We start from the raw sequence: 25,820 nt of genomic DNA, 5'->3' as shown, positions 1-25,820 counted from the left end.
TCAGCCCGTCGGCAGACCGGTCGGCAGGTCCGTCGGCAACTGGCCGTTCGTCGACTTCTTGAAGGTGTCCCGCGCCCCGGCCTTCCACGCGACCGTCATCGTCGAGTCGTCGCTGGACTCGATCGTGCCCGCGGTGCGGTCGGTGTCGCCGTCCGCGCACCGCAGGCTCAGCGTCTTCCTGCCGGCCAGGGTGCCGGTGCACAGATGCCCGTCGCCCGTGCTCAGCGTCACCTGCTGCCCACCGATCACCAGCACCACCGGCTTGCCGTCCGTGGTCGCGCTCCAGATGCCCACGGCGTCCTTCGAGGACCCCGAGCCGGACCCGGAGCCGGACGGGCTGTCCGACGACCCCGCGTCCGGCGTCGCGGACGACGAGGGTCCCGCGGCCCCCTGGTCCGAGCCGTCGTCGCCGCCGCTGCAGCCGCTCACGGCCAGCGCCGCCACCGCGGCCGCGGCCCCGACGGCGATCCGTACGTTCCTGCTGTGCACAAAGTCCCCCAGTGTCACTGCGGTTACCGACGAGTCGAGCCAGCAAGTTACCAGGGGTCAAGGAGTCGCGGAAGCACCTATTGAAAATGGGAGTCGTTTTCGTTAAAATGCCGGCATGGCTCGCAACGAACTCCGTCCAGTGATCAGGCTCAAGTCCACCGAGGGCACGGGCTTCACCTACGTCACCCGCAAGAACCGGCGCAACGACCCCGACCGCATGACCCTGCGCAAGTACGACCCCGTCGTGGGCCGGCACGTCGACTTCCGAGAGGAGCGCTGACCGCATGAACACCGCGATCCACCCCGCCTACGGCCCGGTCGTCTTCCGCGACCGTGCCGCGAACCACGCCTTCCTGACCCGCTCGACCATGACGAGCGAGAAGACGGTCGAGTGGGCGGACGGGCACACGTATCCCGTCGTCGACGTCGAGATCTCCGACGTCAGCCACCCCTTCTACACCGGTAACCAGCGCGTGCTGGACACCGCCGGACGCGTCGAGCGCTTCGAGCGCCGGTACGCGAGGACGTCCGGCGCCGCGAAGTCCGGCAGGTGAGCGGCGAGCGGCGGGTCCCGCGCGTCCCCGTGGACTAGAAGGGGAAGCGGGACCTGCCGTGCTGCACCGAGATCCACTTCTGGGTGGTGAAGGCCTCGACCGTCGCGCTGCCGTTGAGCCGCCCGATGCCCGAGCGCTTCTCGCCGCCGAACGCCACGAGCGGCTCGTCGTGCACGGTCCCGTCGTTGACGTGGATCATGCCCGTGTCGATCTGCTGGGCGAACGCCACGCCCCGCTCGACATCGGCCGTGTGCACGGCCCCGCTCAGCCCGTACGGGGTGTCGTTGGCGATCCGCACCGCCTCCGCGTCCCCGTCGAACGGGATCAGCAGCGCCACCGGCCCGAAGATTTCCTGCCGCAGCACGGGGGAGTCGGCGGGCAGCCCGGTCAGCACCACCGGCTCGATGACATTGCCCTCGACGCCGCCGCGCACCAGCGCCGTCGCGCCCTCGGCGAGCGCCTGCTCCACGACGCCGGAGAGCGCGTCCGCCTGGTTGGAGCTGATGACCGGGCCGATCACGGTCTCCGGGTCGCGCGGGTCGCCCGCCTTCAGGGTCTTGACCTTGGCGACGAACTTCCGGGTGAACTCCTCCTCGACCCTGCGGTCCACGAGGATCCGGTTGGCGGCCATGCAGACCTGGCCCTGGTGGACGAAGCGGCTGAACACGGCCGCGTTGACGGCGTAGTCGATGTCGGCGTCGTCGAGGACCGTCAGCGCGCTGTTCCCGCCCAGCTCCAGGACCACGTACTTGAACTGCGCGGCGCACACCGTCGCCACGTGCTGCCCGATCTTGTCCGAGCCGGTGAAGGAGATCACCTTCGGCACCGGGTGGGTCAGGAGCGTGTCGCCTATCTCGGCGATGTCGGTGATGACCACGTTGAGCAGCCCGGCCGGCAGTCCCGCGTCCTCGAAGATCTTCGCGATCAGCGAGCCGCCGCAGACGGGGGTGTCCTGGTGCGGCTTGAGGACCACGCCGTTGCCCAGCGCCAGGGCGGGGGCCACCGACTTCAGGGAGAGCAGGAAGGGGAAGTTGAACGGCGAGATGACGCCGACGACCCCGACCGGCACGCGGTAGAGCCGGTTCTCCTTGCCGTCCACCGGTGACGGGATCACCTCGCCCTGCGGCAGGCCCGTCAGCCGGATCGACTCGCGCAGGAACTCCTTGGCGAGGTGCAGCTCGAACCCGGCCTTCACACGGGTGCCGCCGAGCTCGTCGATGATCGCCTCGGCGATCTCCGGCTCGCGCTCCTCGACCAGGTGCAGCGCCCGCTCGAAGACCGCCCGGCGCGCGTGCGCGGTGGTCTTCGCCCACTCCTTCTGCGCCCGCTCGGCGGCCCGGTACGCCTCGTCGATCTCCTCCACCGAGGCGACGGTGATCGCGGCGAGCTTGTCACCGGTGTACGGGTTGAGGTCGATGATGTCCCACGCGCCCCGCCCGGTGCGCCATTCGCCGTCGATGTACTGGCGGTCCAGTTCGGTGAAGTAGGACGGGAGGGCCATGGTGAGTTCCCTTGCTGCAGCGCCGGACACCTGAGATTCCGTCATCGTACGACCGGAGGTGCCCGGTTGACGCAAGGGTTCGATCAACTGCTGTTGGAGTTAAGCGAATTCAGTCCGGCAGTTCGGCCAGAACGCGGCGCAGCAGCCGCGCGCTCTCCTCCGGCGACGGGCACTGCGCCTGCAGATCCACCATCGCCTTCTCGTACTGGGTGACGTCCTCGCGCTTGTCCAGATAGAGCGCGCTGGTGAGCTGTTCGAGGAAGACGACGTCCGAGAGGTCGGACTCGGGGAAGGTGAGCAGGGTGAAGGTGCCCGACTCGCCCGCGTGCCAGCCGTGGCTGAACGGCATGATCTGGAGCGTGAGATGCGGCAGTTCGGCCGCCTCGATCAGATGCTCCAGCTGTCCGCGCATCACCTCGGGCCCGCCGTGCACCCGGCGCAGCGCGGCCTCGTCGAGCACCAGGCTGACGTGCGGCGCGCTCTCGGCGACCAGGACCTTCTGCCGCGCGAGGCGCAGCGAGACCCGCCGGTCGATGTCCTCGGCGGACGCGCCGCGCATGCCCTGGGCCACCACCGCGTGCGCGTACGCCTCGGTCTGGAGCAGGCCGTGCACGAACTGGGCCTCGTACCCGCGGATCAGCGACGCGGCGCCCTCCAGACCGACATAGGTCTGGAACCAGCCTGGCAGCACGTCCGAGTAACTGTGCCACCAGCCCGCGACGTTGGCCTCCTTGACGAGCGAGAGCAGGGCCTCGCGCTCGGTCCCGTCGGTCACGCCGTAGAGCGTCAGCAGGTCCTCGACATCCCTCGCCTTGAAGCTCACCCGTCCCAACTCCAAGCGGCTGATCTTCGATTCGGAGGCGCGGATCGAGTAGCCGGCGGCCTCCCTCGTGATGCCACGCGATTCCCTCAGGCGCCTCAGTTGTGAGCCCAGCAGAATGCGCCGCACCACCGAGCCGCTCGACTCCCCAGCGGTCACGTCTCTTCCTCCCCATTGGTTCAGGGAGCGAAGTCTGCCACTTAAACGCTCCGCCGCGTACTCGCTTGGTTACAGAAACGGAAAGATCACGAAAGGGCTGCGCAAGAAGTCGTAGGGAGAAATGAGCAAGAAGCGGTACGGGAACGTCCAAGTCTGGCGCGTGCACGTGCATCTGCCCTTGCATCCGGTGTACGCATTCGGAACGATGGCCGTCACCACCGCTCGCTACGTACTGCGAAACTGGGGAGTGCCTCGCATGGGGACGAACGGATCGACCATGCTCGAGTCTGCCGACGTGTTACGGCAGGGTCTTCCCCCCATCGATCCCTCGGCCGTCTCCAGCGCCGCGTCCTGCGCGCTGCCGGCCCGGTACGAAGCGGTGCGCAGCGCCCGGGAGTTCACCCGCCGCACGCTGTCCGACTGGGACGTGGCCGAGCGCTTCGACGACATCTGTCTGGTCGTCTCCGAACTGGTCACCAACGCCCTGCGGCATGCCCTGCCGGCGGACGCCCCGCACGGCCAGGACCCGCCGGTGCGGCTGCACCTGATGCGCTGGACCTCGCGGGTGGTGTGCGCGGTGCGCGACCCGAGCGACGACAGCCCGGAGATCGGGGACCGCGAGGACGTCGTGGACGACTTCTCCGCGGAGTCGGGCCGCGGCCTCTTCCTCGTCGGCTCCTTCAGCGACGGCTGGGGCTGGCACCCGCTGGCCGGGAGGCTGAGCGGCAAGGTCGTCTGGGCGCTGTTCAGGCTCTGAAGACGGGCCCGTCCCGGCATACGGACGGGTAGTGGTCGGCAGGTCCGTTGTCTACGCGCGTCGGTCCAACCCTCGCCGTACGAAGGCGTGTTCGGCGCGGATCGTCACGCGCCGGCCACCAGATGGTCGAACTCCCCGTCCTTCACGCCGAGCAGCATCGCCGCGATCTCGGCCGGGGTGTAGACGAGCGCGGGCCCCTCGGGGAAGTTGGAGTTGCGCACGGCCACCCGGCCGCCGGGCAGTTTCGCGAACTCCACACAGGATCCCTGGGAGTTGCTGTGCCGGCTCTTCTGCCAGACCACTCCGTGCAACTCCGTGGCCGCCATGCCGTTGTACACGTGGTCCACGGTTCGCTCCCGGTGGTGGTGCTGTAAATGCCGCATGAGTGAACGGATCCGCCCGGTCCCGTGGCGGTCTGTCAACTGGTGTCACGGCAGCGGTGAGCTGCCCCGACCTGCCCTGGATCATAGCTGCGTTCATATGCAGCTGCATGGGCAGATGCACGTGCACGCGCGGTGTTCCCATGGTTACAGCTATGCCATCGTCTGCCCCGGCATCCGCCCGCCATGCGAACGTCCTCGTCCGCCCGGAGTGTTCCCGCCACGAAACACGTGTGACCGCGTTCACCGTTGAGGACAGAACCTGACCGCGAGCCTGTCTACCTTCGTCCGTACCGAGCAAGAGCAGCGCACGACGAAAGGCAGCCCGATGGTCATGCATGTGAACCCCGAGGCCCGTGGCGACGAGCGCGGGGCGCTCCTGGCCTTCATCGAGGAGCAGCGCGGCGGCCTCCGGCGCGCCCTGCTGGGCCTCACCGACGAGCAGGCGTCGTCGAAGCCGACCGCGAGCGACCTGTCCCTGGTGGGCCTCGCCAAGCACGTGGCCCAGGTCGAGAAGGGCTGGATCGACCTCGCCCGGCGCACGGGCGCCGAGCGCAGCCGCGAGGAGTACGCGGACGGGTTCCGCCTCCTCGACGGCGAGACGGTGAAGTCGGTGCTCGCCTTCTGGGACGAGGTGGCCGCGGGCACCGAGGAGTTCTTCCGCGCGGCCCCCAGCCTCGACGACACCTTCCCGCTGCCGGACGAGCCCTGGTTCCCCGACGGCCAGGAGGTCTCGCTGCGCTGGCTCGGCCTGCACCTGATCAGGGAGACCGCCCGGCACGCCGGACACGCCGACATCATCCGCGAGAGCCTGGACGGGAAGACCGCCTTCGAGCTGGTGGCCCAGTCCTTCCGGTGACGTCCTACGCTGAGGCGCATGTCAGCCATCCGCCTCCTGGTGCTCAACGCCGTACGCCAGCACGGCCGTGCGCACGGCTACCAGGTCCGCAGCGACCTGGAGTACTGGGGCGCCCACGAGTGGTCGAACGCCAAGCCCGGCTCGGTCTACCACGCGCTGAAACAGATGGCGAAGCAGGGACTGCTCCTCGCGCACGAGATCGCGCCGTCCACGGCCGGCGGTCCGCCGCGCACCGAGTACGAGATCACCGGGCACGGTGACGAGGAGTACCTGCGGCTGCTGCGCGCGGCCCTGGTCTCGTACGGCCAGAAGCCCGACGTCCTCGTGGCCGCGCTCGGCGGCATGGTGGACCTGCCGCGGGCCGAGGTGGTGTCGCTGCTCAAGGAGCGGCTGCGCTCCATCGGCGCCTGGCGGTCCACCGTCACCGGGTACTACACGCCCGAGGAGGGGCCCGCACAGCTCGGGCACATCGGCGAGATCATGAACTACTGGGTCCACTCCGCGGACTTCGGCGCGGAGTGGACCGAGGGGCTCATCGGGCGGATCGAGGGCGGGGCGTACGTCTTCGCGGGCGAGGCCGGGGAGCCGTTCGTCGGGGTGCTGAAGGACGGTGCGGTGAACCCGTACGCGACGGGCGAGCGGCACCCCGGCGACCGGCTGTAGCGGCCCGCGCCCTCAGTGGTGGAAGCCCGTGGCCGACGCCCGGTCCCGGGTGAACGGGTGGGGCTGGCAGCGCAGTTCGGGCAGCAGCTGGTTCAGATCCTGCACGAACAGCTCGCCGAGGTCGGACGAGAAGCCGTTGCGGCACACCACCCGCAGCACCGCCAGGTCCTCCCGGTGCGCGGGGAAGGTGTACGCCGGGACCAGCCAGCCCCGCTCGCGCAGCCGCCGGGACACGTCGAACACGTCGTACGCCTTCACGTCGGGGGCCGTCGTGAACGCGAACACGGGCAGTTCGTCGCCCCGCGTGAGCAGCTGGAAATCGCCGAGGGCCTCGATGCGTTCGGCGAGGCCGCGGGCCACGTCGCGGGTCGCCTGCTGCACCGCCCGGTAGCCCTCCCGGCCGAGCCGCAGGAACGTGTAGTACTGGGCGACCACCTGGGCGCCCGGCCGCGAGAAGTTCAGCGCGAACGTCGGCATGTCGCCGCCCAGGTAGTTCACGTGGAACACGAGCTCGTCGGGCAGCGCGTCCGCCGAGCGCCACAGCACCCAGCCGACGCCCGGGTACACCAGGCCGTACTTGTGCCCCGAGGTGTTGACCGACGCGACCCGCGGCAGCCGGAAGTCCCAGACCAGGTCCGGGTCGAGGAACGGCGCGACCATCGCGCCCGACGCCCCGTCCACGTGCACGGGGACGTCGAGCCCCGTCCGCGCCTGGAGGTCGTCGAGCGCCGCGCACAGCTCGGCGATCGGCTCGTACGACCCGTCGAAGGTCGAGCCGAGGATGCCGACGACCCCGATGGTGTTCTCGTCGCACAGCTCGGCCGCGGCCGCCGGGTCGAGGTGGAACCGGTCGCCCTCCATCGGCACCTGCCGCGCCTCGATCTCCCAGAAGTTGCAGAACTTCTCCCAGCAGACCTGCACGTTCACGCCCATGACGAGGTTGGGGCGGGCCTCGGGCGACGGATAGCGGTCGGCGTTCTTCTTCATCCAGCGCCGCTTGAGGGCCATCCCGGCGAGCATGCACGCCTCGCTGGAGCCGGTGGTGGAGCAGCCCACGGCGGCCGAGGGGTCCGGCGCGTTCCACAGGTCGGCGAGCATGGCGACGCAGCGCCGCTCCAGCTCGGCCGTGCGCGGGTACTCGTCCTTGTCGATCATGTTCTTGTCCCGGCACTCCGCCATGAGGACGCCGGCCTGCGGCTCCATCCACGTGGTGACGAAGGTGGCCAGGTTGAGCCGGGAGTTGCCGTCCAGCATCAGTTCGTCATGGACGAGCTGGTACGCGGTCGTGGGCGACAGGGGGTTGTCGGGCAGCCTGTGCTTGGGCGGCGCGTCCGTCATGCCGGCGGTCGGATTCGCCTCGCCGTAGAAGGGGTTGACGGCGAGGGTGCGCTCGCCGGGCTTCTCCGAAGGACTCTGATGCAGCGGCGACATGTCCGTGACTCCTTACGTGCGCTCCGGGAGTTGGGGTCGGGCTCAGCGCAACGAGGCGCCTTCCTCCGACAGTTGCATCTGCGGCCGTCCCGTCACCAGGAGCCAGGCGGGCAAAGACGCGATGCACATCAGCGCGATGATCGCGGGCGAGGCGACGAGGACCGCCGCCGTGAAGAGGCTGACCCAGCCCGATCTGGTGACGGCGAGCAGTACGCCGAGGACGCCCGCCGCGATGCCGACCGAGGCGTTCACCCCGGGCACCAGCGCGTGGGCGAACAGGCCGAACGCGGCGCCGACGAAGACCGCCGGGAAGATCCGCCCGCCGCGGAACCCGCAGGACGCCGCGATCAGCAGCGCCGCCAGCTTCACCACGGCCAGCAGGGCGAACGCGCCGGCCGAGCGGCCGTCGGGGTCCGCGGCGATCTCCTTGACCTCTTCGAGCCCCTTGAACAGGGTCAGATGGCCGCCGAGCGCCCCGAGCAGCCCGAGGACCAGACCGCCGGCGGGCAGCATCAGCATCGGGTGGCCGAGCCGCCCGAAGGCGCCGTGCACGTACGGGAAGGCGTAGACGGCGACCATGGTGAGCGCGGCGGCCGCGCACGCGACCACGATCGCGGACAGCAGGTCGGCCCAGCCCGGTTCGGCCAGCCGGGCGAGCCCCAGGTCGAAGGAGGGCGAGGCGACGAGCGTGGTGGTCAGGGCGCCCGCGGTGGCGGCGAGCAGCGGCCCGAAGAGGTTGTCCCACAGCGAGCCCTTGAGCGGCAGCGGGCGGCCCGCGAGCGCCTCGGAGACCAGCAGGGCGGCGGCGATCGGGGTGCCGAACAGCGCGCCGATGGTCGCCGCCGAGGCCAGGTTCGGCCACAGCGCGGCGGGGGAGGCGGGCAGGAACCTGCGGCCCAGCCAGAACATCAGGCCCACGTTGACCGCGATGATCGGGTTCTCGGGGCCGAGGCTGGGCCCGCCGGCCAGCATCAGGGCGGCGGCGAGCGCGAGGCCGGGCAGCACGGACAGCTTCAGCGGCGCCTCGCCGCCCAGGCCCATCGTCGCCGGGTCGGGGCCCGCGTGTCCGGGGACCTTCCAGATCACGAGCCCCACGAGCACGCCCGTCAGGGTGAGCATGACGATGATCCACAGGGCCGAGTAGTCGCCGATGCCCAGCGCGTCCGGCAAGTCGCCCCACAGCACGTCCTGCAAGCGCTCGGCGACCCAGCTCAGGGCCAGGAACAGCAGGCTGCACAGGACGCCGATGACGAGCGCGGGCCCGACGACCGGCAGCAGGGTGCGAGCGGACACGGCGGGGGGAGCCGGGGGAGGGGTCGCTGGTGTCGGGGCTTCGGCGCTGGTGCTCACGCCGTCACCCTAAGCGGACATTCCCTACATAACACCCGGAAGGATTTCGCCGGATGCGCGCCGGAACGACTTGCACCTCACGTGACGTGAGGGCCCAGGCTGATCCCCGTACGGCACGGAGGGCATCCAGGAGAGAGGGCGGCGCATGAGCTGGTCGGTGGGCCGGGTGGCCGGATTCGCCGGGGTCACGGTGCGCACCCTGCACCACTACGACGAGATCGGCCTGCTCGTGCCGAGCGAGCGCAGCCGTGCGGGACACCGCCGCTACAGCGAGCAGGACCTCGACCGGCTCCAGCGGATCCTCTTCTACCGGGAACTCGGCTTCCCCCTCGACGAGGTCCACGCCCTGCTCGACGACCCGGCGACCGACCCCCGGGAGCACCTGCGCCGCCAGCACGACCTGCTCGTCGCACGGATCGGGAAACTGCGGAAGATGGCCGAGGCCGTCGAACACGCCATGGAGGCACAGAAGATGGGCATCCGGCTCACGCCAGAGGAACGGTTCGAGGTCTTCGGGGACAAGGACCCCGAGCGCCACCGCGAGGAGGCCGAGGAGCGCTGGGGAGGCACCGACGCGTACGCCGAGTCGCAGCGCCGCGCCGCCACGTACACCAAGGCGGACTGGAAGCGGCTCCAGGCCGAGGTCGACGACTGGAGCGCGCGCTACGCCGCCCTGGTCGCCGCCGGCGCGGACGCCGAGGGCGAGAGCGCCATGGACCTGGCCGAGGAGCACCGGCGGCACATCTCGCGCTGGTTCTACGACTGCCCGTACGAGATGCACGTGTGCCTGGGTGACATGTACGTGGCCGACGAGCGCTTCAAGGCGTTCTACGACGCGAGGGGCGAGGGGGTCGCCGAGCACCTGCGGGACGCGATCCACGCGAACGCGGTGCGCAACGTGTGAGCCGTCCGCACCGGCCATACCGACAGGATTGCCACAGTTGCGGCACAGCGCGGCCCGAGGGGGACGGTGGAACCTGGCAAGCTCACCCGGCGTTGGTAACTTTGCCTAGCCGTTGCTGTTGTCTTTCTATCCCTCCAGGAGTCCGGACCCGTGATGACACTTGCTCTCGGACCCAGCTGGCTGGACCCGGACCATCTGCTGAACACGTTCGGCATCTGGGGTCTGCTCCTGATCGTGTTCGCCGAGTCCGGCCTGCTGATCGGCTTCTTCCTGCCGGGCGACTCGCTCCTGTTCACCTGCGGTCTGCTGATCACGGCGGGCACCCTGGACTTCCCGCTCTGGGCCGCCATCGCGCTGATCTGTCTCGCCGCGATCCTCGGTGACCAGGCCGGCTACCTCTTCGGCAAGAAGGTCGGTCCGTCGCTGTTCAAGCGGCCGGACTCGAAGATCTTCAAGCAGGAGAACGTGACGAAGGCGCACGAGTTCTTCGAGAAGTACGGCCCGAAGTCCCTGGTCCTGGCCCGCTTCGTGCCGATCGTGCGCACGTTCACGCCGATCATCGCGGGTGTCTCGGGGATGCGGTACCGCTCGTTCATCACGTTCAACGTGATCGGCGGGGTGCTCTGGGGCGCGGGCGTGACCCTGCTCGGCTCCTGGCTCGGCAACATCGACTTCGTGCACCAGAACATCGAGGCGATCCTGATCCTGATCGTCCTCGTCTCGGTGGTGCCGATCGCCATCGAGTTCCTGCGCGCGCGCAGCAAGGCGAAGAAGGCTCCGCCGGTGCCGGGTGCCGAGAGCGGGACCCAGCCGTCGGCCCAGCGGGGCCGCCACGCCAAGCGCTAGTCCTGCGGGGGAGGCTGCGCGCAGCGCATGCCTCAGGGGCGCGGGGAACTGCGCGAGAAGCGGCCACCGGCCGTCAGACGAACGACGGCCCAACGGCGGACCCGGTGCTAGAAGCCCCGGGTGCGCTTGGCGGCACGCCGCCCCTCGGCGCCGGGCGACTTGATGAAGAGGCGGGAGATCTCCCCACCCAGGTTCACCCCGATCGCGATGGCCATGGCAAGCGCGGCGGCCTTCGACAGCGACACCAGCCCCTTGTCCACATCGCTCTGCGCAATGGCCAACAGCCCGAAGTACGTCGCGGAACCCGGCAACAGAGGCCCGATCGCGGCGGTCACGTACGGCAGCGCCGACGCGAACTGATACCGCGAGAACAGCTGCCCGAACAACCCGACGAGCCCCGCCGCGGCGGCGGTGGACGCCACCGGCGAGATCCCGCCCGCGTTGTGCATCGCCCCGTAGATCACCCAGGCGACCCCGCCGTTGAGCGTCACGGCGATCACCGTCGACCGCTCCTGCTGCAACAGCACGGCGAAGGCCAGTGACAGAGCCATCGACGAGGCGATCTGCCAGTAGGGCCGCGGGGTCCCCGACAGCGCGGCGTCCGGGTTGAGCTGCGCGTGCAGCTGCACCCCCACGTACAGCATGATCAGCACGCCGACGACGATGCCCACGAAGAAGTACATGACCTCCAGCAGGCGGGCCGCGGCCGTGATGTAGAAGCCGGTCAGGCCGTCCTGCACACCGGCCACCAGCGCCCGCCCGGGCAGCAGCGCGAACAGCCCACCGGTGATCACCGCGGACGCGCGCACATCCACGTAGTTGTGGGCCATGGTCAGCAGGATGCCGATCGCGGCGGGCGGCATCGCGGCCACTGTGAACTGGTAGAACTCCGGGAATCCGCGCCCCGCGCACAGCCACGCCAGCCGGTCGCCCAGCATCGCGCCGATCGCCGCGGCGACGAACACGATGAGGTCACCGCCGACGAGGATCGAGGCGGACCCGGCGAGCAGCCCGCTCGCCCCGGTGAGCGCCCAGCCCGGGTAGGGGTGCCGGTTGCGGCGGATCTCCGCGAGCCGCCGGTAGGCGTCCTCCAGGGAGATGTGGGCGGCCTCGTCGTCCGTGTCGCTGATGTCGTCGACCAGCCGGAACACGGCCGCGAGCCGGTTGTAGTCGGTGCCCCGGCGCCGCACGGTGCGCGACGCCGTCACCGGGTCGTCCACCAGCGACGGCTGGAACGTGATCGACAGCAGCGTGAACGTCACCGTCGGCTCGCACCGGTCGAGCCCGTAGGACCGGCACACGGCGAACATCGCCGCCTCCACGTCCTCGGCGCCCTCGCCCCCGGCGAGCAGCAGCTCCCCGATACGCAGCGTCAGGTCGAGCACGCGCGGCACGGCGGGCCCGGCTTCGTCCTCCTTCTGCGGCTTCTCCGGCGCGGGCCGCTCGGCGACCGGCAGCCGCAGCATCGTGCGCATCCGGTCCTGCCAGGGCGCCTCTTTGGTCAGCCGGATCACCGGAATGCCGTGCGCCGGGGTGAAGGCCGGCGGCGACTGCCTGGCGCTGTACGTCCGCGGCGGCGTGAACGCCGACCCCTCCTGCTCGACCGGCTCGGCGGGCGGTGCGTTGAACCCCTCGGGGAGCGCGAACTCCGAGGTCGTCGAGGAGGACTCCTCCTCCACCACCGGGGCGGGTGCCACGATCCCGATGGGTTGCGTGAACGCGCTGCGTGCCTCGTCGGACTGCGGCTTGCGGTCCTCGGGGGCCTCGGTCTCCCGGTCCGTCACCTCGTGCCCTTCTCACCCTTCTGATGATCACGCCTCTTCAGGCGTCTACCTCCGGTACGCCTCAGTATGCGCACAGAAACGCGGACGGGCCGCACGACAGATGTCGTACGGCCCGTCCGGCGGACAGCGTAAGGACACTACGCCCTACAGATCAGTGGCCGCCCTGGTCCTGAGCGCGCTTGTACGAACGCTCGATCTCGGCCTCGGCCTCGACGCGGCCGACCCAGTCGGCGCCCTCGACGGACTTGCCGGGCTCCAGGTCCTTGTAGACCTCGAAGAAGTGCTGGATCTCCAGGCGGTCGAACTCGGAGACGTGGTGGATGTCGCGCAGGTGCTCCATCCGCGGGTCCGTCGCGGGGACGCACAGCAGCTTGTCGTCGCCGCCGGCCTCGTCCGTCATCCGGAACATGCCGATCGCGCGGCACTTGATGAGGCAGCCCGGGAACGTCGGCTCGTCCAGGATGACCAGCGCGTCCAGCGGGTCGCCGTCCTCGCCGAGCGTGTTCTCGACGAAGCCGTAGTCCGTCGGGTAGGCGGTCGAGGTGAACAGACGACGGTCGAGACGGATGCGACCGGTCTCGTGGTCGACCTCGTACTTGTTCCGCGATCCCTTCGGAATCTCGATCGTGACGTCGAACTCCACCGGTGGCTCCTCCATGATCAACACAAACGTCTGGTGGTTAAGTGTCCCCTACGCAGGTGTGTGATCGCGAAAGGGGCTGGTCCGCGGTGCCGGAGCTGAAGGCTTCGCAGCTCGTGACGGGCGTTGCGAAGACCAAGACCAAGCAGTTCACGGTGGGAGCGACGGCGGTGGGTGTGGCCTTCGCCGCCCTGGTGGCGGTCGCGACCGGCCCCTGGGACTCCTCCGGCCAGCGTAAGGCCGAGGCGGACCGGGCGGTCTCCCAGGGCAGCCGGGGTGGTGCAGATCACGGCCGTACGTCCCCGGGGGCCCCGTCCGCCGCCCCCAGCGCCCCCGCGGTGCTCGCCGCGCCCGGGGCGTCGGTGCCCGGCCCGACGGAGCACGCCCTGGCCGACGTACTCGACCCGCTGCTCAAGGACGCCGCCCTGGGCTCGCGCCGCACCGCCGCCGTCGTGGACGCCGTCACCGGAAAGCGGCTCTACGGGAAGTCGGCGGGCGACGCCCTCACCCCCGCCTCCACCACGAAGCTGGCCACCGCGGTCGCCGCGCTCACGGCGGCGGGCCCCGACCACCGCATCGCCACCCGCACGGCCCTGGAGAAGGACGCGAAGGAACTCGTCCTGATCGGCGGCGGCGACCCCACCCTGACGGCCCGCGAGAAGAACCCCTACGACGCCGCGGACCTGGGCACCCTCGCCGACCGGACCGCCGCCTCCCTCAAGGACCGCGGCACCACCGAGGTCACCCTCTCGTACGACACCTCGCTGTACTCGGGGCCCTCGCTGCACCCCATCGGCGTCAACGACAACCTCGCCCAGGTCTCCGCCCTGATGGCCGACGAGGCCCGCACCGACGACTCCAACAGCGGCCCCGTGCCGCGCGCCGCCGACCCCGCGGCGTCGGCCGCGCAGAAGTTCGCGGACCTGCTCCACGAGCGCGGGATCAGGACCAAGGGCGCCCCGAGCCCCAGCAAGGCCTCCGGGCAGGCCGAGGACCTCGCGAAGGTCGAGTCGCCGCCCCTGTCGGCGCTCGTCGAACGCATGCTGACCAACAGCGACAACGACATCGCCGAGGCCCTCGCCCGGCAGACCGCGATCGCCGCCGACGAGAGCCACGACTTCGACGGCGCAGGCCGGGCCATCAAGAAGCAGCTCAAGACGCTCGGGCTGCCGCTGTCCGGCGCCCACTTCTCCGACGGCAGCGGCCTGGACCGCACCGACAAGGCCTCCGCCGCGCTCCTCACCGGCCTGCTCGCCGAGGCCGCCGACCGCGGCCGCCCCGAACTGCGCTCCCTGCTCACCGGCCTGCCCGTGGCCGGCTTCACCGGCACCCTCGCCCACCGCTACGCGGACCGGGCAGACGCCTCCGGAACCGGCCTGGTCCGCGCCAAGACCGGCACCCTCACCGGCGTGAACACCCTGGCCGGCTCCGTCGTCGACGCCGACGGCCGGCTGCTCGTCTTCGCGTTCATGACCGAGGGCGCCCCCGGGCCCCAGTCCGCCCAGGCCGTCCTGGACCGGCTCGCGTCCTCCGTCGCCAACTGCGGCTGCCGCTGACAGCGAGGAGCGGGTGTCAGGGTTCAGTCAGGGTTCAACCCCCTCCCTGTACCCGAAGGGTCACGTACCGTTGACGCATGACGAGCTTCGGCAGTGCGGCTTCGGCAGGAATGGTCGACTGGAACCTCGCGGTGGCGACGGCGACCCGACTCGTACGGCCCGGCCCGGAGGTGAGCCGTGACGAGGCGCGCGCCGTCGTCTCCGAGCTGCGCCGGCACGCCAAGGCGTCGGAGGAGCACGTGCGCGCGTACACGCGCATGGCCTCCGACGACATGCACGACACCCCCGTCCTGGTGGTGGACCGCCCGGGCTGGGTGAAGGCCAACGTCGCCGGCTTCCGCGAACTCCTCAAGCCGCTGCTCGACAAGATGCAGGAGCGCCGCGGCCCCGGCCCCGGCGGCGCCGTCCTCGGCGCGGTCGGCGGCAAGGTCACCGGCGTCGAGCTGGGCATGCTGCTGTCGTTCCTGTCCTCCCGCGTGCTCGGCCAGTACGAGACCTTCGCCCCCGCCACCAGCGACCTCCCGGCCGCGCCGAACGGCGGCGGCAGGCTCCTGCTCGTCGCGCCGAACATCGTCCACGTGGAGCGCGAACTCGACGTCGACCCGCACGACTTCAGGCTCTGGGTCTGCCTCCACGAGGAGACCCACCGCACCCAGTTCACCGCCGTGCCCTGGCTGCGCGACCACCTGGAGGGCGAGATCCAGTCGTTCCTCGACGAGACCGAGGTCGACCCGTCGACGTTCCTGGAGCGGATCAGGGAAGCCGCGCAGTCCCTCGCGGGCGGACGGACCGACGGGGACGACGAGGAGCGCGACGACGGCGGCCGCTCCCTGGTCGAGCTGGTCCAGTCGCCCGCCCAGCGCGAGGTCCTCGCCCGTCTCACCGCCGTGATGTCCCTGCTCGAAGGGCACGCGGACTACGTGATGGACGGCGTCGGCCCGGACGTCGTGCCGACCGTGGCCGAGATCCGCGAGAAGTTCCAGCAGCGCCGCCAGAAGGGCGCCTCCCGGCTCGACATGGCCCTGCGCAGGCTCCTCGGCCTCGACGCCAAGCTGCGCCAGTACCGCGACGGCGAGCGGTTCGTACGCGCCGTCGTCGACCAGGTCGGCATGGACGGCTTCAACCGCGTCTGGACGTCACCGAACACGCTCCCGACCAAGGCGGAGATCGCCAAACCGGCGGACTGGGTCGCGCGGGTGCACAACAAGACAGACGGCGCCCACGACGCCACGTAAGGCACGCCCAAAATTGCTCAGGATCACCCATCCGAGGGACCGTGGCCCGTGGGCAGGCGTGCAATGCTCAGGGAATGGCTCGGCTCTGTCACCATCGACACACTCTGCGTGACCGAAATCACCGAGTCACCGTTGAGCGACTGAGCCGTGGTGAACGGCTCACGAGTTGGCGCCCACCCCCCTAGACAACGGAATGAAGGGAACCGGACATGGGTCCCCATCCTGCGGTCGCGGCGATACGCCTGGCGGTCCGCCGCGTCCTCCACGACATCCTCAACGCACAGCCCGCATCCCCCACCCCCACCGCACCCCCCACACCCCCCGAGCGGCCCCTGGTCCTCGTCGCCTGTTCCGGCGGCGCCGACTCCATGGCGCTCGCCTCCGCCCTCGCCTTCGAGGCCCCCAAACTCGGCATCCGGGCCGGCGGCATCACCGTCGACCACGGTCTGCAGTCCGGCTCCGACACCCGCGCCGAGGACGTCGTCCTGCGCCTGACCGCCCTCGGACTGGCCCCGGCCGAGTCCGTCGCCGTGCAGGTCGGCCGGAGCGGAGGGCCGGAAGCGGCCGCCCGCGACGCCCGCTACGCCGCCCTCGACGCCGCCGCCGAGCGCCTCGGCGCGTCCGCGGTGCTGCTCGGCCACACCCGCGACGACCAGGCCGAGACCGTGCTGCTCGGCCTCGCCCGCGGCTCCGGAATCCGCTCCCTGTCCGGCATGGCGGCGATCTCCGGGGCGGGCGGCCGGTACCGCCGCCCCTTCCTCCACCTCGACCGGCAGACCGCCCGCAAGGCCTGTCTCGTCCAGCACCTGCCGGTCTGGGACGACCCGCACAACACCGATCCCGCCTATACGAGATCCCGGCTGCGGCACGAAGGGCTGCCCGCCCTGGAGAAGGCGCTCGGCAAGGGCGTCGTCGAGGCGCTCGCCCGTACGGCCCAGTTGTCCCGCGACGATGCCGACGCGCTGGACGCCTGGGCCGCACAGGCCGCCGAATCCGTCTGCGACGCCGCCGGACTCCTCGAATGCGCCAAGCTCTACGCGCTGCCGCCCGCCGTGCGCCGCCGCATCCTGCGCCGGGCCGCCATCGAGGCCGGCGCCCCGGCCGGTGCGCTGTTCGCCCGGCACATCGAAGAGGTCGACCGCCTGATCACCGGATGGCGGGGCCAGGGGGAGATCAATCTCCCGGGCAAAGTCGTCGCCCAGCGGCAGGGTGGCAGACTGGTCATCCGGCAAGGCTGACACCGCGGCTCACGTCGCGGCGGCCGGTGGGACGACCGAAAGTGATGCGGGTGGACGCGAAAGACATGGGCACCGACCTTCAGTCGGTGCTCATCACCAAGGAAGAGATCGACGCGAAGCTGGCCGAGCTGGCCGCCAAGGTCGATGCCGAATACGCGGGCAAGGACCTGCTCATCGTCGGGGTGCTCAAGGGTGCCGTGATGGTCATGGCGGACCTGGCTCGCGCCCTGTCCACCCCCGTCACCATGGACTGGATGGCGGTGTCCTCGTACGGCTCCGGCACCCAGTCCTCCGGTGTCGTGCGGATCCTCAAGGACCTCGACACCGACATCAAGGACAAGCACGTCCTGATCGTCGAGGACATCATCGACTCCGGTCTGACGCTGTCCTGGCTGCTGACCAACCTCGGCACCCGCGAGCCCGCCTCCCTCGAGGTGTGCACGCTGCTGCGCAAGCCGGAGGCGGCCAAGGTCGACATCGACGTGAAGTGGGTCGGCTTCGACATCCCGAACGAGTTCGTGGTCGGGTACGGCCTCGACTACGCGGAGAAGTACCGGAACCTGCCGTTCGTCGGCACGCTGGCCCCGCACGTCTACGGCGGCTGAGGTCACGTCAGACGGCGGGAACCCTCACGGGCTTCCCGCCGTTGGAGCAGGCGAAGGCAAGATTGTCGGACGTCCCCTGCGACTTCGGGTGACAATGCTGGGGTACCGTCCGAAGAACAGTTCTTCAATCAGCTTCAAACAGCCTTATCAAACTCACTATGGCAGGAGGGACGGGGCGGAACCGCTCCGTATGGATGGACGTGAAGCGATACTTCCGTGGGCCGGTCATGTGGATCGTGCTGGCCGTCCTTGCCGTGGTCGTGTTGATGCAGGTCGTCGGCTCGTCCGGCGGCTACAAGACGGTGGACACCGGCCAGGTCATTCAGGCCATCGACAAGAACCAGGTCCAGCAGGCCAAGATCACCACCGGTGACGAGAACACCATCAAGGTCGAGCTGAAGAGCGGCGAGAAGGTCGACGGCTCCAGCAAGATCCAGGCGAGCTACATCGGCGACCAGGGCGTCGACGTGGCCAAGGCTCTGCAGTCCAAGTTCGAGGGCAAGCAGATTCCCGACGGTTACACCGTCTCCCCGACGAAGCAGAACGCGTTCGTCAGCATCCTGCTGTCGCTGCTGCCCTTCGTCCTCATCGTCGTCGTCTTCCTGTTCCTGATGAATCAGATGCAGGGCGGCGGCTCCCGGGTCATGAACTTCGGGAAGTCCAAGGCCAAGCTCATCACCAAGGACACCCCGAAGACGACGTTCGCCGACGTGGCGGGCTCGGACGAGGCGGTCGAGGAGCTCCACGAGATCAAGGAGTTCCTCCAGGAGCCGGCGAAGTTCCAGGCCGTCGGCGCCAAGATCCCCAAGGGCGTTCTGCTCTACGGCCCGCCCGGTACCGGCAAGACGCTCCTCGCGCGCGCCGTCGCCGGCGAGGCCGGGGTGCCGTTCTACTCGATCTCCGGTTCCGACTTCGTCGAGATGTTCGTCGGTGTCGGTGCCTCCCGAGTCCGTGACCTCTTCGAGCAGGCCAAGGCGAACGCCCCGGCGATCGTCTTCGTCGACGAGATCGACGCGGTCGGCCGCCACCGCGGCGCCGGCCTCGGCGGCGGTCACGACGAGCGCGAGCAGACGCTCAACCAGCTGCTCGTCGAGATGGACGGCTTCGACGTGAAGGGCGGCGTCATCCTGATCGCCGCCACGAACCGGCCGGACATCCTCGACCCGGCGCTGCTGCGTCCCGGCCGCTTCGACCGCCAGATCGCGGTCGACCGCCCGGACATGCAGGGCCGTCTGGAGATCCTCAAGGTCCACCAGAAGGGCAAGCCGGTCGCCCCGGACGTCGACCTCTCGGCCGTCGCCCGCCGCACCCCCGGCTTCACCGGCGCGGACCTGTCGAACGTGCTGAACGAAGCGGCGCTCCTCACGGCGCGCAGCGACAAGAAGCTGATCGACAACCACATGCTGGACGAGGCGATCGACCGTGTGGTCGCGGGCCCGCAGAAGCGGACCCGGATCATGTCGGACAAGGAGAAGAAGATCACCGCGTACCACGAGGGCGGTCACGCCCTGGTCGCGGCGGCGTCTCCGAACTCCGACCCGGTGCACAAGATCACGATCCTGTCCCGCGGCCGCGCGCTCGGGTACACGATGGTGCTCCCGGACGAGGACAAGTACTCGACCACGCGCAACGAGATGCTCGACCAGCTCGCCTACATGCTGGGCGGCCGGGCGGCCGAGGAACTGGTCTTCCACGACCCGACCACGGGCGCGGCGAACGACATCGAGAAGGCCACCTCCACGGCCCGCGCGATGGTCACGCAGTACGGCATGACCGAGCGTCTCGGCGCGATCAAGTTCGGCGGCGACAACAGCGAGCCGTTCCTCGGCCGTGAGATGGCGCACCAGCGCGACTACTCGGAAGAGGTCGCCGCGCTCGTCGACGAAGAGGTCAAGAAGCTCATCGAGACGGCGCACAACGAGGCCTGGGAGATCCTCGTCGAGAACCGCGACGTCCTCGACAACCTGGTCCTCGCGCTGCTGGAGAAGGAGACGCTGAACAAGGAGCAGATCGCAGAGATCTTCGCCCCGATCGTGAAGCGTCCGGCCCGCCCCGCGTGGACCGGCTCCTCCCGCCGCACCCCCTCGACCCGCCCGCCGGTGCTCTCCCCCAAGGAGCTCTCACTGACGAACGGGGCGAACGGCTCGGCGACCGCCATCGAAACCACCACCCCGGTGGACACGGTGAAGGACGACCGCCCCGAGAGCTGACGGATCCCTTCACAGGGCCCGGAATGCAGGCCGCGTCCCCCACGCTTTACGGTGTGGGGGACGCGGCCTTTTCTTCACCTCAGGGGCCGTGCCGGATGTCCGTACGAGGAAGAGGCACGACATGACCGACCCGGTGACGCTCGACGGCGAGGGCTCGATCGGCGAGTTCGACGAGAAGCGGGCCGAGAGCGCCGTGCGCGAACTGCTCATCGCGGTCGGCGAGGACCCGGACCGCGAGGGCCTGCGGGAGACTCCGGCACGGGTGGCACGGGCGTACAAGGAGATATTCGCCGGCCTGTGGCAGAAGCCCGAGGACGTGCTGACGACGACGTTCGACCTGGGGCACGACGAGATGGTCCTGGTGAAGGACATCGAGGTGCAGTCCAGCTGTGAACATCATCTGGTGCCCTTCGTGGGCGTGGCCCACGTCGGGTACATCCCGTCGACCGACGGGAAGATCACCGGCCTGTCGAAGCTGGCCCGTCTCGTCGACGTCTACGCCCGCCGCCCTCAGGTCCAGGAGCGGCTGACGACGCAGATCGCGGACTCCCTCATGGAGATCCTGGAGCCGCGCGGCGTCATCGTGGTCGTCGAGTGCGAGCACATGTGCATGACGATGCGCGGGGTGCGCAAGCCCGGCGCCAAGACCATCACGTCCGCGGTGCGCGGGCAGCTGCGCGACCCGGCCACGCGCAACGAGGCGATGAGCCTGATCATCGGGCGCTGAACGACCGGGCCCGTCCGGCGTGCCTCACGCCGCCGGAGCGGTGCCCTCCGTGTCGTCGTCCTCCGGGAGTTTGCAGACGCGCTCCAGGAAGATCGCCGCCGCGATGACGGCGACGCCGGCGACGACCGAGAAGCCGGCGTAGATCGCCTGGTCGCGGCGGGCCGGGATGTCCAACTGCTCCAGCAGGAAGGCGCCCGTGCCCCCGTACATGCCCGCGACCAGCGCCGCGACCAGCGCGCTCGCCTGGCCGAAGACCAGGGCGCGGGCCGCCATCATCGGCTCGACGCCCTTGGCGCCGGGACGGCGCTCGCGCTGGGCGCGCAGCCGGGCGCGCAGCGAGAGCGCCGTCGCCAGCAGGACGACGGCGATCACCGCGAGCACGATGGGCGCGGCCAGGGGGACGCTGGGCAGCGTGCCCACCGAGTTCCACAGGCGGGCGCCCGCCCAGGACAGCACTCCGGCGACCACGAACAGGCCGGCCAGAGTTCTGATGCGCAGTTGCTTCATCGCGGTTGCTTCATCCCCGTCGGTCGCCCGTCACCCGTGCGTGGTCGCACGGCTCTGCCCGTATGACCCTAACGATTACTCGGGCAGCCGGAGTTCCAGGTCGGCGCGGGCGGCCACGCCCTCGCGGGTCACCGCGGCGAGCAGGTCGGTGACCGGGCCGCGGCCGGGCAGCTGTGCCTCGGGGTCCACGTCGTGCCAGGGCGCGAGCACGAAGGCGCGCTCGTGGGCCCGGGGATGGGGGAGGGTCAGTACCGGGTCGTCGGAGACCACGTCCGCGTACGCGACGATGTCGACGTCGATGGTGCGCGGGCCCCAGTGCTCGTCCCGGACGCGGTGGAAGGCCTCCTCGACCGCGTGGGCGCGCTCCAGGAGCGAGTCGGGCGGCAGGGTCGTCTTGAGGACCACCACGGCGTTGAAGTACGAGGGCTGGCTGCCGGGCTCGACGCCCCACGGCTCCGTCTCGTAGACGGGCGAGACGGCCTTGACGCGGACGCCGGGGGTGTCCTCCAGGGCGTCCACGGCGCCCTGGAGCGTCTCCAGGCGGTTCCCCAGGTTCGAGCCGAGGGAGAGCACGGCGCGCTTGGGGTTGGACAGGGTGGTGTCAGCGGCGTCGACCTGCTCCATCACGGAGGTCGGTACCGGCTGCACGGTCGGGTCGAACGGAGTTTTGTTCATACTCGGCTCCGGGTGATGGTGACGGTCACGTCGTCGAAGGGCACGGTGATCGGCGCGTCCGGCTTGTGGACGCAGACCTCGACCTCCTGGACCCCGTCGTGCTTCAGGCAGGCGTCGGCGATGCGCTGGGCCAGGGTCTCGATGAGGTCGACGGGCTCGCCCTCGACGACGGCCACGACCTCCTCGGCCACGATGCCGTAGTGCACGGTCTTCGCCAGGTCGTCATCGGCCGCCGCGGCCCGGGTGTCCAGCCCGAGCACCAGGTCCACGATGAAGGTCTGCCCCTCTTCGCGCTCCTTGGGGAAGACGCCATGGTGCCCGCGGGCCTTGAGGCCGCGCAGCGCGACACGATCCACGCGAATCACTCCTGCAGTCGTCGGTAGGGGCCGGTCTGTCGATGTGCGGTCGGCGCACCGGCCTCAATCGAATCTACCTGCGAGCACCGACATCGCTTGCCCGTGGGGGCTATGGACAGACGGGCCCGAGGCTGGTAGCCGCCCATACCCAGGCGGCCGGAAAGCCAACCATGAGCGCGTGATTCCGGCCCTTTCGAGGGGGTCCGCCCACTCAGGCGGGTGACCCGTCGCCGTCGGTGTTGCCGCCGCCGTCCCCGGGGCCGTCGGCGTCGTCGAGGGTGTCGTCCAGGGCGTCGGTCTCGTCGTCCGACTCCGCGAGCACGGGGGAGGCGTGGTGCGACCACAGTTTCCAGCCGTCGCGGGTGCGCCGGAACACATTCGTGGCGACGACGCGCTGGCCCACCAGCGGGCCCAGCTCATCGCTGTCCTCGGGCGCGGGGCCGCCGCTGAGGATGTTCTCCGTGCAGGTCACCATGGCGGTGTCGGCGACCACGCTGATCCGGACATCCGTCAGGAAGAACTGAATGTATTCGGTGTTCGCCATGATCAGGGCGTACGAGCGCAGTACCTCGCCGCGGCCCGTGAGCACCGGCCAGCCGGGGTGCACGCAGGAGATCGAGGTGTCCTCGGCGTCGTCCGGGTCGGCGTCCTCGGCGTAACTGACGTCCTCGGGCGCCAGCCAGAGCGAGGTCAGCTCCTCGAAGTCGCCGCGTTCCTGGGCCTCGTAGAAGGCGCGGTTGGCCGTGTCGACGGCCTGGGTGTCGGTGCCGGTCACTGGGCTCCCTCGACCGCGCGGGCCACGCGGACGGCGTCGGCGGTGGCCCGTACTTCGTGGACGCGCACGGCCCAGGCGCCGGCCTGGGCGGCCAGCGCGGAGACGGCGGCGGTGGCGGCGTCGCGCTCGCGCGCGGGCGGCGGAGCGCCCTGCTCGTCGGCGAGTACGCGGCCCAGGAACCGCTTGCGGGAGGCGGCGACCAGGACCGGGTGGCCCAGCGCGCGGACCTCGTCGAGGTGGGCGAGGAGGGCGAGGTCGTGCTCGGCCTCCTTGGAGAAGCCGAGGCCGGGGTCGACGACGATGCGGTCGGGGGCGATGCCGCCCTCGATGATGGCCTGCACGCGCGCGTGCAGCTCGTCGACGACCTCGGAGACCACGTTCTCGTACGTGCCCCGGACGGTGGCTCCTTCGAGGAAGCCGCGCCAGTGCATGACGACGAAGGGGGCGCCCGCGGCGGCGACGACCGGGACCATGGCGGGGTCGGCGAGACCGCCGCTCACGTCGTTGACCAGGGCGGCGCCCGCGGCCAGGGACTGCTCGGCGACGCTGGCGCGCATGGTGTCGACGGAGATCGTGACGCCCTCGGCGGCCAGGCCCCGCACGACGGGGATGACCCGCTTCAGCTCCTCGTCCTCGTCGACCCGGGCGGCGCCGGGGCGGGTGGACTCGCCGCCCACGTCCACCAGGTCGGCGCCCTCGGCGACCAGGTCGAGGCCGTGCTTGATCGCGGCGGTGGTGTCGAACCAGCGGCCGCCGTCCGAGAACGAGTCCGGGGTCACATTGACGACTCCCATGACCGCGCAGCGGTCCCATACGGGGAGATTGGCTACGTGGCCTCGGCGGACCTGCGACGTGCTCATGCATCCAGCCTAGAGCCGGACGAGGGGTGCCCTGTCCGCGTGGGCTCAGGCGGCGCTGGCCTCCTCCTCCCGGCGGGTGTGGGCGCACGGCCGCGGCTCGGGTGTCCGGCGCCGCAGCAGTCCCGGCATGCGCATGTTCACGAAGCCTTCCGCGCGCATGGCCGCCCAGCCGATCCGGGGGAGGTCCTTCGAGGAGCGGTAGACGACGAAGCGGGGCTCCCAGCGGGGGCGGAACTTCGCGTTGAACCGGTACAGCGACTCGATCTGGAACCAGCGCGACAGGAACACCAGCAGGCCGCGCCAGGCGCGCAGGACGGGGCCCGCGCCGATCTTCTCGCCGCGCGCGAGCGCCGAGCGGAACATCGCGAAGTTGAGCGAGACGTGGCTGATGCCCAGCTTCGGGGCGGCCTGGAGGGCGGCGACGATCAGCAGTTCGTTCATCCCCGGGTCGGCGGCGCGGTCGCGGCGCATCAGGTCGAGCGAGACGCCGGCGTCGCCCCAGGGCACGAAGTGCAGGACCGCTCTGAGGTCTCCGAAGGGGCCGGGGCCGTCCGCGTCGCTCTTGTGGGCCGTCGCGATCAGGCAGTCGCCGTCGGCGGCGTCGCCGATGCGGCCCAGTGCCATGGAGAAGCCGCGCTCGGTGTCGGTGCCGCGCCAGTCGTCGGCGGCGCGGCGGATCCGGTCCAGCTCGGCGGGGCCGAGGTCACGGACGCGCCGGACCCGGGTCTCGTAGCCGGCGCGCTCGATCCGCTTGACCATCTGGCGCACGTTGCGCATCGCGCGCCCGGTCAGGGAGAAATCCGCGACGTCCACCACCGCCTCGTCGCCCAGCTCCAGCGCGTCCAGGCCCGTCTCGCGGGTCCACACCTCGCCGCCCGTCTCGGAGCAGCCCATGACGGCCGGGGTCCACGAGTGGGCGCGCGCCTCGTCCATGAACCGCTCGATGGCGCCGGGCCACGCCTCCACGTCACCGATGGGGTCGCCGCTGGCGAGCATCACGCCGGAGACCACGCGGTAGCAGACCGCGGCCTTGCCGCTGGGCGAGAACACCACTCCCTTGTCGCGGCGGAGCGCGAAGTGGCCGAGCGAGTCGCGGGCGCCGTGCTTGTCCAGCAGGGCGCGCAGTCTGCTCTCGTCGTCCTCGGCGAGGCGGGCCGCCGGATGCTCGGGCCGGAAGGCGAAGTAGACCGTGGTGAGCGCGGTGATCATGCCGAGGGCGCCGAGCGAGACGCCGACCGTGCGGGAGGCGCTGCCCGTGTAGTCGAGCGGCCCGTCGAGCCCGAACAGGCCGTACAGGACGTGCTGGAGACGGTCCGCCAGGCTCGGGTCGCCGACGATGCGGCGCGGGTGGACGCTGACGATGAGCAGCCCGATCATGATCGAACCGGCGCCCATGACCACGAAGTTGGCCAGCGCCCGCCAGCGGCTGCGCGGGTCGGGCAGCGCGTCGAACTGCGCGCGGTGCTTGGCGAGGACCCACAACAGCACGAGCGGGATGACGACGCCCGCGAACGAGTGCCGGTACGCGAACTGGGCGCAGGCGCCGATCGGCAGCAGCACCACGGCCGCCCGCCAGGCCCGCCGCTTGCGGCGCCGCAGGCCGTGCGCGAGCAGCAGCAACAGCACGCCGCTGCTGAGCGCGAGGGCGGCGGCGAACGGGCCGAGCGTGCCGGGCAGCACCTCCGCCAGGGTGTGCATCCGGCTGTGCCGGAAGCGCGGGAAGGCGCCTGCCGCTATGTCCAGCAGCCCGACGACGAGGCAGGCGCGGGTGATCAGAGTCGGTACGGCCTCCGGGCGCGGGCCGTGCACCACGCGCCTCATCCGGCGCGCAACCCCCTGGGAGTTTTCCGCATCTATCCTGGCGAACATCGCATTCCCGTGGTTCTGCGAGAAACGTGAACGCGGTGCCATGTCCGGCATCCCGCGACTTGCGCCCTCT

26 protein-coding genes and 1 pseudogene are annotated in these 25,820 nt (G+C 70.5%); 13 read left to right on the top strand and 14 right to left on the bottom strand.

The features are described from left to right. Positions 1-489 carry a hypothetical protein gene (locus ABII15_RS17480; protein ID WP_353943256.1) on the bottom strand — a complete coding sequence of 163 codons (489 nt, stop codon included), beginning with the start codon at positions 487-489 and terminating at the stop codon, positions 1-3. A 115-nt stretch (positions 490-604) separates the two neighbouring features. Between ABII15_RS17480 and rpmG the strand changes: the two genes are divergently transcribed. Together rpmG and ABII15_RS17470 are read left to right on the top strand one after the other, a co-directional pair. Next, complete coding sequence (rpmG, locus tag ABII15_RS17475) at positions 605-769, top strand: 50S ribosomal protein L33 (protein WP_353943255.1); 165 nt, start codon at positions 605-607, stop codon at positions 767-769. A gap of 4 nt (positions 770-773) precedes the next feature. Continuing rightward, positions 774-1,043 (top strand): type B 50S ribosomal protein L31, encoded by a 270-nt coding sequence (locus tag ABII15_RS17470; protein WP_351460323.1) that lies wholly within the window; start codon positions 774-776, stop codon positions 1,041-1,043. 34 nt (positions 1,044-1,077) lie between these two features. Here ABII15_RS17470 and ABII15_RS17465 read toward each other — a convergent pair whose 3' ends face one another. Both ABII15_RS17465 and ABII15_RS17460 read right to left on the bottom strand, forming a co-directional pair. Next, a complete protein-coding gene (locus ABII15_RS17465; RefSeq protein ID WP_353943253.1) occupies positions 1,078-2,544 on the bottom strand; it encodes an aldehyde dehydrogenase family protein in 1,467 nt (488 codons plus the stop codon). 109 nt (positions 2,545-2,653) lie between these two features. Then, a complete protein-coding gene (locus ABII15_RS17460; protein ID WP_353943252.1) occupies positions 2,654-3,523 on the bottom strand; it encodes a helix-turn-helix transcriptional regulator in 870 nt (289 codons plus the stop codon). Positions 3,524-3,779: 256 nt separating this feature from the next. Here ABII15_RS17460 and ABII15_RS17455 point away from each other — a divergent pair, with 256 nt between their 5' ends. Then, positions 3,780-4,280 (top strand): ATP-binding protein, encoded by a 501-nt coding sequence (locus ABII15_RS17455; protein WP_353943251.1) that lies wholly within the window; start codon positions 3,780-3,782, stop codon positions 4,278-4,280. Positions 4,281-4,384: 104 nt separating this feature from the next. On the opposite strand, the gene ABII15_RS17450 is transcribed toward ABII15_RS17455, so the two are convergent. Further along, positions 4,385-4,627: a DUF397 domain-containing protein gene (locus tag ABII15_RS17450; RefSeq protein ID WP_111662761.1), complete on the bottom strand. Its 243-nt coding sequence runs from the start codon at positions 4,625-4,627 to the stop codon at positions 4,385-4,387. Between the two features lie 361 nt (positions 4,628-4,988). Between ABII15_RS17450 and ABII15_RS17445 the strand changes: the two genes are divergently transcribed. Then, the gene (locus ABII15_RS17445) at positions 4,989-5,519 is read left to right on the top strand and encodes a DinB family protein (RefSeq protein ID WP_353943250.1); all 531 of its coding nucleotides are present in this window, start codon (positions 4,989-4,991) and stop codon (positions 5,517-5,519) included. Between the two features lie 18 nt (positions 5,520-5,537). Continuing rightward, on the top strand, positions 5,538-6,182 hold the full coding sequence (locus ABII15_RS17440) for a PadR family transcriptional regulator (protein WP_353943249.1): 645 nt from the start codon (positions 5,538-5,540) through the stop codon (positions 6,180-6,182). 12 nt (positions 6,183-6,194) lie between these two features. Here ABII15_RS17440 and ABII15_RS17435 read toward each other — a convergent pair whose 3' ends face one another. Then, positions 6,195-7,613 carry a glutamate decarboxylase gene (locus ABII15_RS17435; protein WP_353943248.1) on the bottom strand — a complete coding sequence of 473 codons (1,419 nt, stop codon included), beginning with the start codon at positions 7,611-7,613 and terminating at the stop codon, positions 6,195-6,197. Positions 7,614-7,655: 42 nt separating this feature from the next. Next, on the bottom strand, positions 7,656-8,906 hold the full coding sequence (locus ABII15_RS17430) for an ion channel protein (RefSeq protein WP_353943247.1): 1,251 nt from the start codon (positions 8,904-8,906) through the stop codon (positions 7,656-7,658). A gap of 202 nt (positions 8,907-9,108) precedes the next feature. Here ABII15_RS17430 and ABII15_RS17425 point away from each other — a divergent pair, with 202 nt between their 5' ends. Together ABII15_RS17425 and ABII15_RS17420 are read left to right on the top strand one after the other, a co-directional pair. Next, positions 9,109-9,867 carry a MerR family transcriptional regulator gene (locus tag ABII15_RS17425; RefSeq protein WP_353943246.1) on the top strand — a complete coding sequence of 253 codons (759 nt, stop codon included), beginning with the start codon at positions 9,109-9,111 and terminating at the stop codon, positions 9,865-9,867. Between the two features lie 150 nt (positions 9,868-10,017). Further along, positions 10,018-10,641 (top strand): annotated as a pseudogene (locus ABII15_RS17420) (VTT domain-containing protein); the annotation flags it as partial. 179 nt (positions 10,642-10,820) lie between these two features. On the opposite strand, the gene ABII15_RS17415 reads toward ABII15_RS17420, so the two are convergent. Together ABII15_RS17415 and ABII15_RS17410 are read right to left on the bottom strand one after the other, a co-directional pair. Beyond that, positions 10,821-12,497 carry a threonine/serine exporter family protein gene (locus ABII15_RS17415; RefSeq protein WP_353943245.1) on the bottom strand — a complete coding sequence of 559 codons (1,677 nt, stop codon included), beginning with the start codon at positions 12,495-12,497 and terminating at the stop codon, positions 10,821-10,823. Between the two features lie 151 nt (positions 12,498-12,648). After that, the gene (locus ABII15_RS17410; protein ID WP_351460531.1) at positions 12,649-13,140 is read right to left on the bottom strand and encodes an inorganic diphosphatase; all 492 of its coding nucleotides are present in this window, start codon (positions 13,138-13,140) and stop codon (positions 12,649-12,651) included. An 86-nt stretch (positions 13,141-13,226) separates the two neighbouring features. Between ABII15_RS17410 and dacB the strand changes: the two genes are divergently transcribed. From dacB to folE, 6 genes are all read left to right on the top strand, one after another. Then, positions 13,227-14,693, top strand: a complete 1,467-nt coding sequence (gene dacB / locus ABII15_RS17405) for a D-alanyl-D-alanine carboxypeptidase/D-alanyl-D-alanine-endopeptidase (RefSeq protein WP_353943244.1) — start codon at positions 13,227-13,229, stop codon at positions 14,691-14,693. Between the two features lie 77 nt (positions 14,694-14,770). Then, positions 14,771-15,928, top strand: a complete 1,158-nt coding sequence (locus ABII15_RS17400) for a zinc-dependent metalloprotease (protein ID WP_353943243.1) — start codon at positions 14,771-14,773, stop codon at positions 15,926-15,928. A 209-nt stretch (positions 15,929-16,137) separates the two neighbouring features. Beyond that, positions 16,138-17,166 carry a tRNA lysidine(34) synthetase TilS gene (gene tilS / locus ABII15_RS17395; protein ID WP_353943242.1) on the top strand — a complete coding sequence of 343 codons (1,029 nt, stop codon included), beginning with the start codon at positions 16,138-16,140 and terminating at the stop codon, positions 17,164-17,166. Between the two features lie 44 nt (positions 17,167-17,210). Next, on the top strand, positions 17,211-17,771 hold the full coding sequence (gene hpt / locus ABII15_RS17390) for a hypoxanthine phosphoribosyltransferase (protein WP_353947098.1): 561 nt from the start codon (positions 17,211-17,213) through the stop codon (positions 17,769-17,771). Between the two features lie 194 nt (positions 17,772-17,965). After that, on the top strand, positions 17,966-19,981 hold the full coding sequence (gene ftsH / locus ABII15_RS17385; protein ID WP_353943241.1) for an ATP-dependent zinc metalloprotease FtsH: 2,016 nt from the start codon (positions 17,966-17,968) through the stop codon (positions 19,979-19,981). Positions 19,982-20,102: 121 nt separating this feature from the next. Beyond that, positions 20,103-20,708 carry a GTP cyclohydrolase I FolE gene (gene folE, locus ABII15_RS17380; protein WP_353943240.1) on the top strand — a complete coding sequence of 202 codons (606 nt, stop codon included), beginning with the start codon at positions 20,103-20,105 and terminating at the stop codon, positions 20,706-20,708. Positions 20,709-20,732: 24 nt separating this feature from the next. Here folE and ABII15_RS17375 read toward each other — a convergent pair whose 3' ends face one another. The 6 genes from ABII15_RS17375 to ABII15_RS17350 all read right to left on the bottom strand — a co-directional run bounded on the left by ABII15_RS17375 (position 20,733) and on the right by ABII15_RS17350 (position 25,702). After that, the gene (locus ABII15_RS17375; protein ID WP_353943239.1) at positions 20,733-21,215 is read right to left on the bottom strand and encodes a DUF3180 domain-containing protein; all 483 of its coding nucleotides are present in this window, start codon (positions 21,213-21,215) and stop codon (positions 20,733-20,735) included. A 75-nt stretch (positions 21,216-21,290) separates the two neighbouring features. Beyond that, entirely contained in the window at positions 21,291-21,890 is a 600-nt protein-coding gene (folK, locus tag ABII15_RS17370) for a 2-amino-4-hydroxy-6-hydroxymethyldihydropteridine diphosphokinase (protein WP_353943238.1), read from the bottom strand. Beyond that, positions 21,887-22,246, bottom strand: coding sequence for a dihydroneopterin aldolase (folB, locus tag ABII15_RS17365; protein ID WP_353943237.1), 360 nt, complete (start codon positions 22,244-22,246; stop codon positions 21,887-21,889). The genes folK and folB overlap by 4 nt, the downstream gene beginning before the upstream one ends. 211 nt (positions 22,247-22,457) lie before the next feature. Further along, on the bottom strand, positions 22,458-23,021 hold the full coding sequence (locus ABII15_RS17360; RefSeq protein WP_353943236.1) for a nuclear transport factor 2 family protein: 564 nt from the start codon (positions 23,019-23,021) through the stop codon (positions 22,458-22,460). Continuing rightward, positions 23,018-23,881: a dihydropteroate synthase gene (gene folP, locus ABII15_RS17355; RefSeq protein WP_353943235.1), complete on the bottom strand. Its 864-nt coding sequence runs from the start codon at positions 23,879-23,881 to the stop codon at positions 23,018-23,020. Before folP ends, ABII15_RS17360 begins: the two co-directional genes overlap by 4 nt. A gap of 45 nt (positions 23,882-23,926) precedes the next feature. Beyond that, positions 23,927-25,702 carry a phosphatidylglycerol lysyltransferase domain-containing protein gene (locus ABII15_RS17350; protein ID WP_353943234.1) on the bottom strand — a complete coding sequence of 592 codons (1,776 nt, stop codon included), beginning with the start codon at positions 25,700-25,702 and terminating at the stop codon, positions 23,927-23,929. Positions 25,703-25,820: the final 118 nt, after the last annotated feature.

Source organism: Streptomyces sp. HUAS MG91, from assembly GCF_040529335.1.
Lineage (GTDB): Bacteria > Actinomycetota > Actinomycetes > Streptomycetales > Streptomycetaceae > Streptomyces > Streptomyces tabacisoli.
This window is presented reverse-complemented; position numbering and strand designations above follow the sequence as displayed.